The sequence below is a fragment of the Dyella sp. RRB7 genome, from assembly GCF_022761115.1.
Lineage (GTDB): Bacteria > Pseudomonadota > Gammaproteobacteria > Xanthomonadales > Rhodanobacteraceae > Dyella.
In genome coordinates, this window is the sequence record NZ_JAKWJS010000005.1 from 39,772 (window position 1) to 54,760 (window position 14,989).

Genomic DNA, 14,989 nt, shown 5'->3' on the forward strand with positions numbered 1-14,989 from the left:
GCCTGCAGCGATGCAACACCCACCGGCGAGCAAACAGGACCGGTGACACCCACGTTGAATGGGTCAGGCTCGCCCATGGGCGGCCACGGACGGTTCCGTTGACATAGGTGAGAGGGTTTCCCTTGGGGGCCAAGCCCTTAGGGCGCAGTCTTTTCACCTATGCCAGCGGAGCTGCCGGTATGTGCCGCCTCCCTCCGGCGCCCGCCACGGAAACGTGTCGCCGGCACGTGCGATCTTCGGATTCCGCCTGCCGTCACGCCCCCGGTCGCGCCGACCATCCACCAGCTCCCTTGAGCGTCTCAATGCCTGGGAGCCGGGCGCGCCGCCGTGCGACGTCCGCATCAACGTACCCACCAAACTAATGTCCCAAACCGTACTCACTGATACTTTTTTCACCAATTTCGATCTTCACCCGCTGCTGCAGAAGGGCCTCGACGAGGCCGGCTTCACGCGCTGCACGCCGATCCAGGCGCTGACCCTGCCGGTGGCCCTCACCGGCCGCGACGTTGCCGGCCAGGCCCAGACCGGCACCGGCAAGACCTGCGCCTTCCTGGTCGCCATGATGAACCGCCTGCTGACCACGCCGGCCGTGGCCGAGCGCAAGGACAGCGACCCGCGCGCCTTGGTGATCGCGCCCACCCGCGAGCTGGCCATCCAGATCGAGAAGGATGCCAAGGCCATCGGCCGCTATACCGGCCTGCGCACCGCGTTGATCTATGGCGGCGTGGACTATGACAAGCAGCGCCAGCAGCTCAAGGACGGCTGCGACATCATCATCGCCACGCCGGGCCGCATGCTGGATTACTACAAGCAGCATGTGTTCAGCCTCGACGCCGTCGAAGTGATGGTGATCGACGAGGCGGACCGCATGTTCGACCTCGGCTTCATCAAGGACGTGCGCTTCATCTTCCGCCGCCTGCCGGCGCGCGAGCAGCGCCAGGTGCTGCTGTTCTCCGCCACGCTGAGCCATCGCGTGCTGGAGCTGGCCTACGAGCATATGCACAACGCCGAGAAGCTGGAAGTGGAGACGGAAAACGTCACTGCCGACCGCGTGCGCCAGGTGGTCTACTTCCCCGCCAAGGAAGAGAAGATGCCGCTGCTGCTCAACCTGCTCGATCGCACCCAGGCCGAGCGCAGCATCATCTTCGTCAACACCAAGGCCGCCGCCGAGCGCATCACCGACCGCGTGAAGCGCCAGGGCTACCGCGTGGGCGCGCTGTCCGGCGACGTGCCGCAGCTCAAGCGCCAGAAGCTGCTGCAGCGCTTCCAGGAAGGCCAGCTCGACATGCTGGTGTGCACCGACGTGGCCGCGCGCGGCCTGCACATTCCGGCCGTCAGCCACGTGTTCAACTACGACCTGCCGCAGGACGCGGAAGACTACGTGCACCGCATCGGCCGTACCGCGCGCCTGGGCGCCGAGGGCGATGCGATCAGCTTCGCCTGCGACCTCTACGCGATGAGCCTGCCGGACATCGAGACATATATCGGCCAGCGCATCCCGGTGGCCAATATCGAGCCCGACCTGCTGGTGATGCCCAAGCCGCGCGAGCAGGACGCCCAGTTCGTTGCCGATGCCGCCGCCGACAGCGAAGCCTTCGGCGACAAGGTGGAAGCCCGCGAGAAGGACGGTGCCCCGCGCAAGGGTCCGCGCAGCGGTAGCGGTCGTGGCCGCGATGGCTCGCGTCCGGCCCGCAGCGACAAGCCGCGTGAGCCGCGCAAGCCGCGCGTCGATGCCGCTCCGGCGGAAGCCGCCGAGGTGGCTTCCGCCGGCACGGCCGCACCAACGGCGGATGCGGCTTCCGCCGAGGGTGTCGAGCGCAAGCGCCGTCGCCGTCGCGGCGGTCGCAATCGCCGTCGTGATGGCGAGGCGCCGGTGGTCGTGGAAGGAGGCGTAGCCAACCCGAACGCCGCCGACGGTGCCCGCGCACCGCGCGGCGAGCGTCGTCCGTCGCGCGAGCGTGGTGGCGCCGATGCGGGCCATACGCGCCCCTCGCGTCATGTGGCGATTACTGCCGGCGTGCAGGGTGAGGAAAAGGCCGCACCGCAGAAGGTCGGCTTCTTCCGTCGCCTGGGTCGCCTGTTTACTGGTCGCTGATGTTCTGCTCCTCCCCCTGCATGCAGGGGGAGGTTGGGAGGGGGCGACCTCCGGCAGGAGATCGCAGGTGTGCTGGCGTTCATCAAGTTGGAACGTAAGAGCACCCCCTCCCCAGCCCTCCCTCGCAGGCAGGGGAGGGAGTTACGTGTAGCGCGGGGTGTTTTATCGCGACTGTCAGAACGCCTGACCTTCTCGCACGCATCCCTTATCCTTGCGCCTATCCGGGATCGGGGACACGCGGTGATCCGCTTCGACCAAGTCAGCAAGCGTTACGAAGGTGGCCACGAGGCCCTGTCGCAGCTTTCCTTTGAGGTGGCGGCAGGCGAGATGGCCTTTATCACGGGCCATTCGGGCGCCGGCAAGAGCACCTTGCTCAAGTTGCTGGGCCTGATCGAGCGCCCGTCGCACGGCGTGATCACGCTGGACGGGCAGAACATGGCCAAGATTGGCCGCGCCGGCATTCCCAAGCTGCGTCGCCGGCTCGGCATGGTGTTCCAGGACCATCGCCTGCTGATGGATCGCACGGTGTTCGCCAATGTCGAACTGCCGCTGATGATCGGCGGCATGGCACCGGCCGAGCGCGGCAAGCGGGTGCGCGCCGCGCTGGAGAAGGTCGGCCTGCTCGCCTACGAGCGCCAGCTGCCCGCCACGCTTTCCGCCGGTGAGCAGCAGCGCGTGGGCATTGCCCGCGCGATCGTGGCCAAGCCGACGCTGTTGATCGCCGACGAACCCACCGGCAACCTCGATCCCACCCTTGCGGTGGAGATCATGGGCCTGTTCGCCGAATTCCAGCAGGTGGGCACCACGGTACTGATCGCCAGCCACGACCTGCCGTTGATCAAGCGCATGAAGAAGCGCGTGGTGGTACTCGATCATGGCCGACTGGTCGCCGACATTGCCGCGCAGGAGGTGCTGTGAGCACGCAGCCCGACATGCCCTTGAACGAAAGCCCGCTGCTCGCCGAAACCCATCCGCGCAGCGGTCGCGGCCGCGCGCGCCCGGTGGCCAGCTGGCGCGAGCATCACGGCTGGAGCGCCTCGGCCAGCCTGCGCCGGCTGATGTCGCGTCCGGTCGGCACCTTGCTCACCGTGGCGGTGATGGCGATTGCGCTGGCGCTGCCGCTCACCTTCTACCTGTTGCTGGGCAATCTGCAGAAGATGGGCGATGCGCTGGGCCAGAACCAGACCATCAGCGCGTTCCTGCAGCCGGGCCAGAGCGCCCAGGCGGCGGAGCTGATGGCCAAGAAGCTGCGTGACCATGCCGCAGTGGCGACCGTGACGGTGAAGTCGCCGCAGCAGGGCATGGACGAGCTGGCCAAGATGCAGGGTTTCTCCGGCGCGCTGCACACGCTGGACAACAACCCGCTGCCCTATGTGCTCGAAGTGTTGCCCAAGCCCGGCGTGAGCGCCGACAGCGTGGACCAACTGGTGGCCGACATGCGCGGCATGCAGGGGGTGGACCAGGTGCAGGACAGCGGCACCTGGCGGCAGCGCCTTGAGGCACTGCTGGGCGTGGGCCAGCGTGCGGTGCTGATTCTCGCCGTGCTGCTGGCCGTGGCCGTGCTGCTGGTGGTGGGCAATACGGTGCGCGTGGATATCGCCAGCCGCAGCGAGGAGATCGGCGTGCTGATGCTGGTCGGTGCCAGCCGTGCCTTTGTGCGCCGGCCCTATCTCTATGCCGGCATCTGGTATGGCTTGTTCGCCGGGGTGCTGGCAGCGGGCTTCGCGGTGCTGGTGGAGCTGGCGCTGGCCGATCCGGTGGCGCGGCTGGGCCACGTGTATGCCGGCAAGCTGCAGGTCGACGTGCTGCCCGTGTGGCTGCTGGCGGCCGTGCCGCTTGCCGCCGCGGTGCTGGGCTGGCTCGGTGCCCGCCTGGTGAGCGCATGGCAGCTGCGCAAGGCCGCCTGAACCGTGCGCGGGCGCACGCCCGCACCGGTGGTGTAATGAGAGGGTTGCGTTTCCGGTGCACGATGCCGGTCGTGGAAGTCGCGGTGCGGGAAGGGAGCACCGACATGCCGCCGACATGGAGCGCTGGCATATCTGTGGGTGACAGGGGATGAGTACGAGTTTCAGCAGTCGAGTGGTGGGGACGGCGCCCAGGGTGCTGGTGGTCGACGGCTCCAAGGTCGTGCGTCAGCTGATTGCCCGCGTGCTGAAGGCCGAGCTGCCTGACGCGGAAGTGGTCGGCTGCGGCAGCGGGGCGGAAGCCCAGGAGCTGCTCGAGGGCGGTGCCTTCGATTTCATCACCATTGCACTGCGTCTGCCCGACATGGATGGCCTGGAGCTGGCGCGCCACGTGCGCGAGTCGGCGGCGCAGGCCTATGTGCCGATCGTGGTGGTATCGGGCGATGTCGACGGCCGCCTGCACAACCGTACGCTGGGCGAGCACGTCACCGATTATTTCGACAAGTCGCTGGGCTTCCAGGCGCTGGCCGAGTTCATCCGCGGCTACGTGCGCCCGCAGGATTCGGCCGAGGGCGAAGTGCTGTACGTGGAGGACAGCCGCGTGGTGGCGCTGGCCACGCGCCGCATCTTGGAGAAGCACGGGCTGACCGTGCGTCACGTGATCAGCGCCGAGGATGCGCTGGCCCTGCTGGACACCGCTCGTGCCAATGACGCCGTCGGTGCCGACATCGTGCTGACCGACGTCAGCCTCAAGGGCGAACTGACCGGTGGTGATCTGCTCGAGCGTATCCGCCGCGATTACGGCTACAGCAAGGGCCGCCTGCCGGTGCTGGTGATGACCGGCGACGAGAACCCGGCCAACCAGGCCGCCCTGTTGCGGGCGGGCGCCAACGACCTGGTCGAGAAACCCATCGAGGAAAAGCTGTTGATGACCAAGCTGCTGTTCCAGCTGCGCGTGTCGCAGCACCTGCGCGAACACGACGCGGCGATATGAGCGGGCATCCCATACGCCTGGAGCCGTCCTGGAAGGCGCGCATTGGCGAATACCTGACCCGTCCCGACATGCGGGCGCTGGCCGACTTCCTGCGCGCCGAAAAGCAGGCCGGCAAGGTCATCTATCCGCCGGGGCCGGAAATCTTCGCCGCGTTCGACCACACCCCGTTCGAGGCGGTGCGCGTGGTGATCCTGGGCCAGGACCCGTACCACGGCCCGGGGCAGGCACACGGGCTGTGCTTCTCGGTGCGCCCCGGGGTACCGCCGCCGCCGTCGCTGCAGAACATCTTCAAGGAGATCCAGCGCGACCTGGGCATCCCGCCACCGGACCATGGTTGCCTCACCCCCTGGGCCGACCGCGGCGTGCTGTTGCTCAACAGTGTGCTGACCGTGCAGCAGGGGCTGGCTGCCTCGCATCAGGGCAAGGGCTGGGAGGGTTTCACCGACGCCGCCATCGATGCACTGAACCGGGAGCGGGAAGGGCTGGTGTTCATGCTCTGGGGCTCCTACGCCCAGCGCAAGGGCCAGCTGATCGATACCCGGCGCCATTGCGTTCTGAAGTCGGTGCACCCATCTCCGTTGTCAGCGCACCGCGGTTTTATCGGCTGCGGGCACTTCTCGGCGGCCAACCGGTACCTGGAAAGCCACGGGATGGACCCAATCGACTGGTCCCTGCCGGCGCGCGCCGAGCTGGCCTAAACGGCCGCTTCACGCGACCTGAACCGCGGGGCCGGCACAGTGGCACCTCCCCGGCGCGTCCCACTGGACGGGCACCCAATATTCCTGTACTATTCAGTTCAACAAAGGCCCCTGGGAACTCTTTGGGGCCTTTAGCACTCTCACCACCCGAGTGCTAAGCTGATCCCCTATTCAGGAGGTTCCCCACATGTCTCAAGCTTTGGTGACCGCCAACCTACCGGTGCCGAGTGTCGTCGGCAGTCTGGATGCCTATATCTCGGCGGTCCATCGGATTCCGGTGCTCAGCCAGGACGAGGAGCAGGCGCTGTCGCGCCGCTACAACGAAGAGAACGATCTGGAGTCGGCGCGCCAGCTGGTGATGTCGCACCTGCGCTTCGTGGTGCACGTGGCCCGTGGCTACAACGGCTACGGCCTGCAGCTGTCCGACCTCATCCAGGAAGGCAACATCGGCCTGATGAAGGCCGTCAAACGCTTCAACCCCGACCAGGGCGTGCGCCTGGTGAGCTTCGCGGTGCACTGGATCCGTGCCGAAATGCACGAGTTCATCCTGCGCAACTGGCGCATCGTCAAGGTCGCCACCACCAAGGCGCAGCGCAAGCTGTTCTTCAACCTGCGCAAGAGCAAGAAGCGCCTGGGCTGGATGAATGCCGAGGAAGTGCGCACGGTGGCGAAGGACCTGGGCGTGCCGGAAGCGACCGTGCGCGAGATGGAATCGCGCCTGTCGGGCCGCGACATCGGTTTTGAGGCTCCGGCCGATGCCGACGAAGACGCCAAGCCCGCACCGGAAGCGTTCCTGATCGACGAAGGCGCCGACCCGTACGAGAACGTGGCCGACGCCGACCAGGCCGACAACCAGCTCGATACGCTGTCGAGCGCGCTGCAGAAGCTGGACGAGCGCTCGCGCGACATCATCCAGCGTCGCTGGTTGAACGAGGAAAAGGCCACGCTGCAGGATCTGGCCGATGAATACGGCGTCTCCGCCGAACGCATCCGCCAGGTCGAGGCCAATGCCATGAAGAAGATGCGCGGCCTGTTCGCTGCCTGATCCCGTGCATCGGCGTACCATGACCAGCGGCCCCTGATGGGGCCGTTTGGCTTTGTGCCGACATGGCTGTCTGCCCATCCAACCACAGGAACCTGCTTACCTTACAGCCATGCCCAGAGTCCTTGTCATCGAAGACGACGAAGCCACGGCGCGCGAAATCGTTGCCGAGCTCAGCGTGCACGGGATGCTGGCCGAATGGGTGGCCGACGGTCGCGCCGGCCTCGATCGCGCCTCGCATGGTGACTACGACCTGGTGACGCTGGATCGCATGCTGCCCGGCATGGACGGCATCGACGTGGTTGCCGGCATGCGCCGCGCAGGTGTGGACACGCCGGTATTGATGATCAGCGCCTTGAGCGATGTCGATGATCGCGTGCGCGGTCTGCGCGCCGGTGGCGATGACTATCTCACCAAGCCATTTGCGCCCGATGAGATGGCCGCGCGCGCGGAAGTGCTGCTGCGCCGCCGTCAGCCGCAGGCGGCGCAGCGCTTGCGCGTGGCCGATCTGGAGCTGGACCTGGTCAGTCACGTGGCCTATCGCCAGGGTCATCCGTTGACGCTGTTGCCCACCGAATACCGTTTGCTCGAATTCCTGATGCGCAACTCGGGCCAGGTGCTTACCCGCACGATGATTTTCGAAACGGTGTGGGGATTTCATTTCGATCCCGGCACCAACGTGATCGACGTGCATATCGGCCGGCTGCGGCGCAAGATCGATGGGGCCGGGCAGCCGGCACTCATCCACACCGTGCGCGGTACCGGCTACATGTTGTCGACCGCCCACGAAGCGATGCCGGTGGAATCATGAGCGCCCGTCCCAACGCGTGGCATTCGGCCACTTCGCGCCTCATCCTCATCTACGGTGCCTTGTTCGTCGTATGGGGTTCGGTGCTGGTCGGGGTGATCCAGTGGGAGACCACGCGCTACCTCAATACGGTCATCGACCAGATGTTGCAGCAGCGCCTGCATTACATCGCCTCGACTGATCCGGCACGTCTCGCGGTGACGGTGGATGCGGCGGCCGCGATCGACCCGCACGGCATCATGTCGGTGGGCCTGTTCGACAAGGACCACCAGCCCATGGCCGGCAACATCGATCATCTGCCGACCTCGCTGTTGCGCGACGGGCAGGTGCATCTGCTGAAGCATGGCCTGCCGCGTTCCGACCGCGATGCGGAGCGGGTGCGCGCACGCGGCCTGGCGACGACGCTGCCCAATGGCGACATCTTGGTCATCGCCAAGGACATCAGCACCATCGACGGCATCGGCGCGATCATTCGTCGCGCGCTGCTATGGGGCATTTCGCTGACCATCATTCCCGGTCTGCTCGGTGGCTTCCTGTTGCGCCGCGGCCCGGAGAAGCGCATCCGTACATTGCAGGACGCGACTGATCCCATCCGGCAGGGTGATCTGTCCAAGCGCCTGCCGGTGAGTCGTCGCGGCGACGAGCTGGACCAGCTGGCGGGCATCGTCAACACCATGCTGGGCGAGATCGAGCGCCTGATGAACGAAGTGAAGGGCGTATGCGACAACATCGCGCATGATCTGCGCACGCCGCTGACGCGCCTGCGCGCACGCCTGTATCGCACGCAGCAGCAGCTTGAAGGCGTGCCGGAATCCGCGCTGGTGGAGTCGTGCATCGTCGATATCGATGAAGTGCTCACGCGCTTTCGCGCGCTGCTGCGCGTGTCGGAGCTGGAGGACCGCCATCGGGCGGCCTGCTTCGATGAAGTGGACGTCGGCCAGGTGTTGCGCCAGGTACACGAGTTCTATGCGCCGGTGGCGGAGGATCGCGGACAGTCGTTCGATCTCGACATCCAGCCGGTGGCGCCGGTGCGTGCCGACGCGCACCTGTTGTTCGAGGCGCTTGCGAACCTGGTAGGCAATGCCATCAAGTTCACGCCGCCGGGTGGCAGGGTGAGCCTGCGCGCGAGCATGGACAAGCGCGGCCCGCGCGTGGACGTGATCGACAGCGGGCCCGGCATTCCCGCCAACGAGCGCGAGGCGGTGACTCGCCGCTTCTACCGAGGCGACAACAGCCGCACCACGGGTACCGGTGGCTCGGGCCTGGGACTGAGCATCGTCAGCGCCATCGTGCGCCTGCACGGCTACGCGCTCGACATCGGCGAGGCCACCAGCAACGGCGCGCGTCTCACGCTGTACTGTTACACGCTGGCGCCGGGCGAGAAGGTGGGCACCTGCCTGTCCCGATCCGTGCCAGAAGTCACGCCGATGACGGCCTGAGCAACCGCCGGGCAAGATGAAGATATTTTCATCTGCCCGCACCACGTACCCGTCGGGTACAACATGAAATTATCTTCATCCGCCGGCCCCTTCTGAGGGCGTCCGCTGCGTGCCAAAATTTGTGGCGACGCATCATTTCGCGCACGGAAATCCCCCGCATGCTTGGCATCGTCCGGATCGCGCTCACGCGGCCCTACACCTTTATTGTTCTCGCGCTGACCATTCTCATCTTTGGTGTGATGGCGGCAGCCCGCACGCCTACCGACATCTTTCCGGAGATCAACATCCCGGTGATCGCCGTGTCCTGGCAGTTCACCGGCATGACGCCCGACCAGATGTCCGGCCGCATGAATACGCCGTTCGAACGCGTGCTCACCACCACCGTCAACGACATCGAGCACATCGAGTCGGAGTCGATCAATGGCATGGGCATCACCAAGATCTACTTCCAGCCCGGCGTGAACATCGCCGTGGCGAATGCGCAGGTGACGGCGATTGCGCAGACCATCCTCAAGCAGATGCCGGCCGGTGCGACGCCGCCGCTGATCGTGAACTACAACGCCTCGACGGTGCCGATCCTGCAGCTGGCGCTGTCGGGCAAGGGGCTGAGCGAACAGCAGCTGGGCGACCTCGGCCTCAACCTGCTGCGTCCGCAGCTGGTGACGGTGCAGGGCGCGGCCATTCCTTATCCGTTCGGCGGCAAGACCCGCCAGGTGCAGTTGGACGTGGATCCTGGCGCGCTGCAGGCGCGCGGCCTGTCCACGCAGGATGTGGCCAACGCACTGGCCAACCAGCAGCAGATCAGCCCCATCGGCACGCAGAAGATCGGCAAGTACGAGTACGTGATGGAGCTCAACAACGCTGCCATCCATGTCGAGGAGCTGGAAGATCTGCCGATCAAGACGGCCAACGGCACCACCATCTATGTGCGCGACGTGGCCCATGTACGTGACGGCAATCCGCCGCAGACCAACATCGTGCATGTGGATGGCGTGCGCTCCACGCTGCTGTCGATCCTGAAGAACGGTTCCACCTCGACCCTCGCCATCGTCGCCGGCGCCCGCGAGAAGCTCGCGGCCATGAAGGACGCGCTGCCGGACAACCTGACGGTGAAGCCCATCGGCGACCAGTCGGTGTTCGTGCGCGCCTCGATCGACGGCGTGGTCCGCGAGGGCATCATCGCTGCGGCGCTGACCAGCCTGATGATCCTGCTGTTCCTCGGCAGCTGGCGTTCCACGCTGATCATCACCACCTCGATTCCGCTCGCCGTGCTCGGTTCGGTGTTCACGCTGTCGGCCATCGGGCAGACGCTGAACATCATGACGCTGGGCGGCCTCGCGCTGGCGGTGGGCATCCTGGTGGACGAAGCCACGGTGACCATCGAGAACATCAACTGGCATCTGGAGCAGGGCAAGGACGTCATCACGGCGATCGTCGATGGCTCGGCGCAGATCATCGTGCCGGCCTTCGTGTCGTTGTGCTGCATCTGCATCGTGTTCGTGCCGATGTTCTTCCTCCCGGGCGTGGCGCGCTATCTGTTCGTGCCGATGGCGGAGGCGGTGATCTTCGCGATGATCTTCTCCTTCATCCTGTCGCGTACGCTCGTGCTGACGATGGCGAAGTACCTGCTGCACGCACACCCGCCGACCGTGGACGAGCACGGGCAGCACCTGCCGCTGCCGCCTCCGAAGACGGCACTGGGACGCTTCCAGCAGGGTTTCGTGAATCGCTTCGAGACGTTCCGCGCGGGCTACAGCGGCGTGCTCAACCTCGCCATGCAGCATCGCAAGGTGTTCGTGGCCGGCTTCCTCGGCTTCGTGTTGCTGTCGTTCCTGCTGTTGCCGGGGCTGGGCAGCAACTTCTTCCCGGACGTCGACGGCGGCCAGATCCTGGTGCATGTGCGCGCACCGGTCGGCACGCGCGTCGAAATGACCGCGGTCGAATTCTCGGACATCGAGAAGGTCATCCGCCAGGTGATTCCGCCGGACGAGCTCGAAGCGCTGGTCGACAACATCGGCCAATACTCCAGCTCGATCAACACGATCTACAACAACACCGGCGAAGTGGGCGAGCAGGATGGCGACATCCAGATCTCGCTGAATGACGGACATCGCCCGAGCGCGGAATACGTGAAGTTGCTGCGCGAGAAGTTGCCGCGCCTGTTCCCGGGCTCCACGTTCTCGTTCCCGCCGGCGGATATCGTCAGCCAGATCCTGAACTTCGGTTCGCCCGCGCCGATCGACCTGCAGATCCGCGGTTTCCATCTGGACAAGAACTTCGTGTACGCCAACGAGTTGCTCAACAAGATCCGCCAGATTCCGGGCGTGGTCGATGCGCGACTCCAGCAGTCGCAGGCGCAGCCGGCGTTCCGCATCGATGTGGATCGCACGCGTGCGCAGCTGCTGGGCCTGACCGAAGGCGACGTGACCAATAGCCTCATCGCGGACCTTTCCGGTACCGCCCAGGTCGCGCCGACGTACTGGCTCAACCCCGACAACAACGTCACCTATCCGATCTCGGCCCAGGTGCCGCAGTATCAACTGGACACCTTGGCGCAACTGAACAATTTGCCGATCACGTCCAAGAGCGGTGGCAATGCGCAGGTGCTGGGCGCGCTGGCGAATATCACGCGCACGCATCGCAACACCATCGTCAGTCAGTACAACATCCAGTCGATGGTCGAGATCTTCGCCACCACCCAGGGACGTGACCTTGGTGCGGTGGCTGGCGATATCGAAAAGGTGCTGAAGGACACCGAGAAGGACAAGCCCAAGGGCGCCAACATCGCGCTGCTCGGCCAGGTGCAGACCATGCACGATGCCTATTCGGGCCTGCTGTTCGGCCTGCTCGGCTCGGCGGTGCTGGTGTACCTGCTGATCGTGGTCAACTTCCAGTCGTGGACCGACCCGTTCGTGATCATCACGGCACTGCCAGCCGCGTTGGCCGGCATCGTGTGGATGCTGTTCGTCACGCACACCACGTTGTCGGTGCCGGCGCTTACCGGCGCGATCATGTGCATGGGCGTGGCCACCGCCAACTCGGTGCTGGTGGTGAGCTTCTGCCGCGAACGCCTGGACGCCCATGGCGATGCCACGCTGGCGGCGCGCGAAGCGGGTTTCGTGCGCTTCCGCCCGGTGCTGATGACGGCACTGGCCATGATCATCGGCATGGTGCCGATGGCCCTTGGCCTGGGCGACGGCGGCGAGCAGAACGCGCCGTTGGGTCGCGCCGTGATCGGTGGCCTGTTGTTCGCTACCACGGCCACGCTGATCTTCGTTCCTGTCGTCTTTTCCATTGTTCACGCGCGTCACAAGCACGCGCCTGATTCGGCTGGTCATGCCGGAGAACCTGTCCATGTCTGAGCATCTGACTACACTTCCTGAGTCGACGCCGTCGCCGCGTCGCCTGCGCCTGGCCGCGCTGATCGGTGCGGCCCTGTTCGGCTCGATCGTGGTGATCGGTGTCGCCACCCGCCTTTCCGAGGCGCGCAGCCTGCGCCAGTGGACCGACGAGCAGGCCATTCCCACCGTGGTGATCTCGGAGCCCGAGTCCGCCGACGGCAAGGCGCCGCTGGAGCTGCCGGCGCAGATGGATGCGTTCACCAACGCACCGATCTACGCGCGCACCAGCGGCTATCTGAAGTCATGGGAGAAGGACATCGGTGCGCCGGTGAAGGCGGGCGACGTGCTCGGCATCATCGACACGCCCGATCTCGATCAGCAATTGCTGCAGGCCCAGGCCGACCTGGCCACCGCCAAGGCCAACGCCGCGCTCGCCGCGACCACGGCCAAGCGTTGGCAGGTACTGCGCCAGACCGACCCGGATTCGGTCTCGCAGCAGTCGGTGGACCAGTACAACGGCGACCTGGCGGCCAAGCAGGCCCAGGTGAACGCCTCGCAGGCCAACCTCGATCGCCTCAAGGCATTGAAGTCGTATGCGCGCCTGGTCGCGCCGTTCGACGGCCGGGTGACTGCGCGCAATACCGATGTGGGCGCGCTGATCACCGCCGACAGCAACGGTAGCGGTACGCCCATGTTCACGGTGTCCGACACCAGCAAGCTGCGCGTCTATGTGCGCGTGCCGCAGGTGTACGCGCCGGGCATTCATCGCGGTGACGAAGCCACGCTGACCGTGCCGGAATACCCGGGCAAGTCGTTCACCGCGAAGGTCGAGGCCGACGCCCGCGCGATCTCGCCGACCTCGGGCACCACGTTGGTGCAGCTGGTGGTCGACAATCCGGATGGCCGCCTGCTGCCGAGCAGCTATGCGAGCGTGAGCTTCAACATCGCCTCGGGCACGCTGGGCCTGCGGGTGCCGGCCGAGGCGTTGATCTTCGACGACAAGGGCCTGCACGTCGCCACGCTGGATGCGAGCGACCACGTGCACTTCAAGACCGTCACGATTCGTCGCGACTACGGCAAGTCGATCGAGATCGGTTCGGGCCTGGCGCCCAACGATCGCGTGATCATCAACCCGCCGGACGGCCTGGCCGATGGCGATGAAGTGCGCATTGCCAAGAACCCGCAGCAGGCGGCCAAGCCTCATGAAAAAGCTTAAGAGCCTCGCCGCGACCATCGCGACTACGCTGGCGCTGGGCGCATGTTCCATGGCGCCGGCCTACAAGCCGCCGGCGGCCCCGGTGGCCGAGCACTATCAGTCCGCCGGCCCATGGACCACGGCGCAGCCGTCCGACCAGTTGCCGCGCGAAGGCTGGTGGAAGCTCTACGGCGACGAGCGGCTGAACGGCCTCGAGCAGCAGCTGATCGATCACAATGCCGACCTTGCCGCCGCGTTCGCGAGCTACCAGCAGTCGCGCGACTATCTCGCGCAGGTGCGTGCCGACCTGTTTCCGCAGGTCTCGCTGGGTGCCGGCGCGCAACGCAACCGCCAGTCGCTGAATGCACCGCTGCACGGTGCCACGTCGCCCGAGTATTACGACATGTACTCGGCCACGGCACAGGGTTCGTACGAAGTGGATCTGTGGGGCCGCGTGCACGACAACGTGGCCGCCGGGCGCGCCTCGATGCAGGCTGCCGCCGCTGATCTCGCCTCGGTGCGCCTGAGCCTGGAAGCATCGCTGGCGGACAGTTACCTGCAGCTGGTGGGCGTGGATCGCCAGATCGACCTGCTGCAGAAGACGGTCGACGCGTACCAGCGCGCCTTGCAGCTGACCAGCACGCTGCATGCGGGGGGCGCGGTATCCGGCCTCGACGTGGATCGCGCGCAGACGCAGCTGTCCGCCACGCGCTCGCAGCTGTCGCAGACCAGGGCGCAGCGCGACCTGCTGCTGCACGCCATCGCAGTGCTGGTGGGCCAGCCGGCGTCCAGCTTCACGCTAAAGGTGGATACGGATCTGCCCAACCTGCCGGTGATTCCCACGGGCCTGCCGTCCACCTTGCTGGAGCGTCGCCCCGACATCGCCGCGGCCGAGCGCCGCACGGCGGAAGCCAATGCGCAGATCGGCGTGGCCCGTTCGGCGTTCTTTCCCTCGCTCACGCTCAGCGCCGGCGGCGGTTACACCAGCGGTGCGTGGGGCAATCTGTTGACCGCGCCGAGCCAGCTGTGGGCGCTGGGCCCGAACCTGCTGCTGGATGTGTTCGACGGCGGTCGCCGTCGCGCTCAGGTGGCATCGGCGCATGCGGCGTTCGACGAGGCCAGCGCGCAATACCGCGGCACCGTGCTCACCGCTTTCCAGCAGGTGGAGGACAACCAGTCACTGCTCAACAACTACGGCAACGCGCTGATCGACCAGAAGGACGCCACCACGGCGGCGGATCGCACGCTGACGTTGTCGACGGCGCTCTACAAGCAGGGCGCCGACAGCTATCTCGATGTGGTGACGGCGCAGGTGGATGCGTTGAATGCGCATCTTGGGTTGTTGTCGCTGCAAACCAATCAGCTGCGTGCGAGTGTGCAATTGGTGCGGGCGCTTGGCGGTGGATGGCAGGGTGATGAGATCTCGCCGCAGCGCTTGGCTGAGGAAGCGAAGGCGAGTGGCATCAAGTAACA

At 66.0% G+C, this 14,989-nt stretch carries 11 protein-coding genes; all 11 read left to right on the forward strand.

Annotation, left to right across the window (positions count from 1 at the left end; genetic code table 11):
* Positions 1-361: 361 nt before the first annotated feature.
* Entirely contained in the window at positions 362-2,095 is a 1,734-nt protein-coding gene (locus MJ606_RS12705; RefSeq protein WP_243049901.1) for a DEAD/DEAH box helicase, read from the forward strand.
* A 240-nt stretch (positions 2,096-2,335) separates the two neighbouring features.
* Entirely contained in the window at positions 2,336-3,013 is a 678-nt protein-coding gene (gene ftsE, locus MJ606_RS12710) for a cell division ATP-binding protein FtsE (protein WP_243049902.1), read from the forward strand.
* A complete protein-coding gene (gene ftsX, locus MJ606_RS12715; RefSeq protein WP_243049903.1) occupies positions 3,010-4,002 on the forward strand; it encodes a permease-like cell division protein FtsX in 993 nt (330 codons plus the stop codon). Before ftsE ends, ftsX begins: the two co-directional genes overlap by 4 nt.
* Positions 4,003-4,150: 148 nt before the next feature.
* Positions 4,151-4,993: a response regulator gene (locus MJ606_RS12720; protein ID WP_243049904.1), complete on the forward strand. Its 843-nt coding sequence runs from the start codon at positions 4,151-4,153 to the stop codon at positions 4,991-4,993.
* Entirely contained in the window at positions 4,990-5,691 is a 702-nt protein-coding gene (gene ung / locus MJ606_RS12725) for a uracil-DNA glycosylase (protein WP_243049905.1), read from the forward strand. The genes MJ606_RS12720 and ung overlap by 4 nt, the downstream gene beginning before the upstream one ends.
* 187 nt (positions 5,692-5,878) lie before the next feature.
* A complete protein-coding gene (rpoH, locus tag MJ606_RS12730) occupies positions 5,879-6,736 on the forward strand; it encodes an RNA polymerase sigma factor RpoH (RefSeq protein ID WP_243049906.1) in 858 nt (285 codons plus the stop codon).
* A 109-nt stretch (positions 6,737-6,845) separates the two neighbouring features.
* A complete protein-coding gene (locus MJ606_RS12735; protein WP_243049907.1) occupies positions 6,846-7,544 on the forward strand; it encodes a response regulator transcription factor in 699 nt (232 codons plus the stop codon).
* Positions 7,541-8,980: an ATP-binding protein gene (locus MJ606_RS12740; RefSeq protein WP_243049908.1), complete on the forward strand. Its 1,440-nt coding sequence runs from the start codon at positions 7,541-7,543 to the stop codon at positions 8,978-8,980. The genes MJ606_RS12735 and MJ606_RS12740 overlap by 4 nt, the downstream gene beginning before the upstream one ends.
* Positions 8,981-9,138: 158 nt before the next feature.
* Positions 9,139-12,342: an efflux RND transporter permease subunit gene (locus tag MJ606_RS12745; RefSeq protein ID WP_243049909.1), complete on the forward strand. Its 3,204-nt coding sequence runs from the start codon at positions 9,139-9,141 to the stop codon at positions 12,340-12,342.
* On the forward strand, positions 12,335-13,537 hold the full coding sequence (locus MJ606_RS12750; RefSeq protein WP_243049910.1) for an efflux RND transporter periplasmic adaptor subunit: 1,203 nt from the start codon (positions 12,335-12,337) through the stop codon (positions 13,535-13,537). Before MJ606_RS12745 ends, MJ606_RS12750 begins: the two co-directional genes overlap by 8 nt.
* Positions 13,524-14,987 carry an efflux transporter outer membrane subunit gene (locus tag MJ606_RS12755; protein WP_243049911.1) on the forward strand — a complete coding sequence of 488 codons (1,464 nt, stop codon included), beginning with the start codon at positions 13,524-13,526 and terminating at the stop codon, positions 14,985-14,987. Before MJ606_RS12750 ends, MJ606_RS12755 begins: the two co-directional genes overlap by 14 nt.
* The last annotated feature ends 2 nt before the right edge of the window (positions 14,988-14,989 follow it).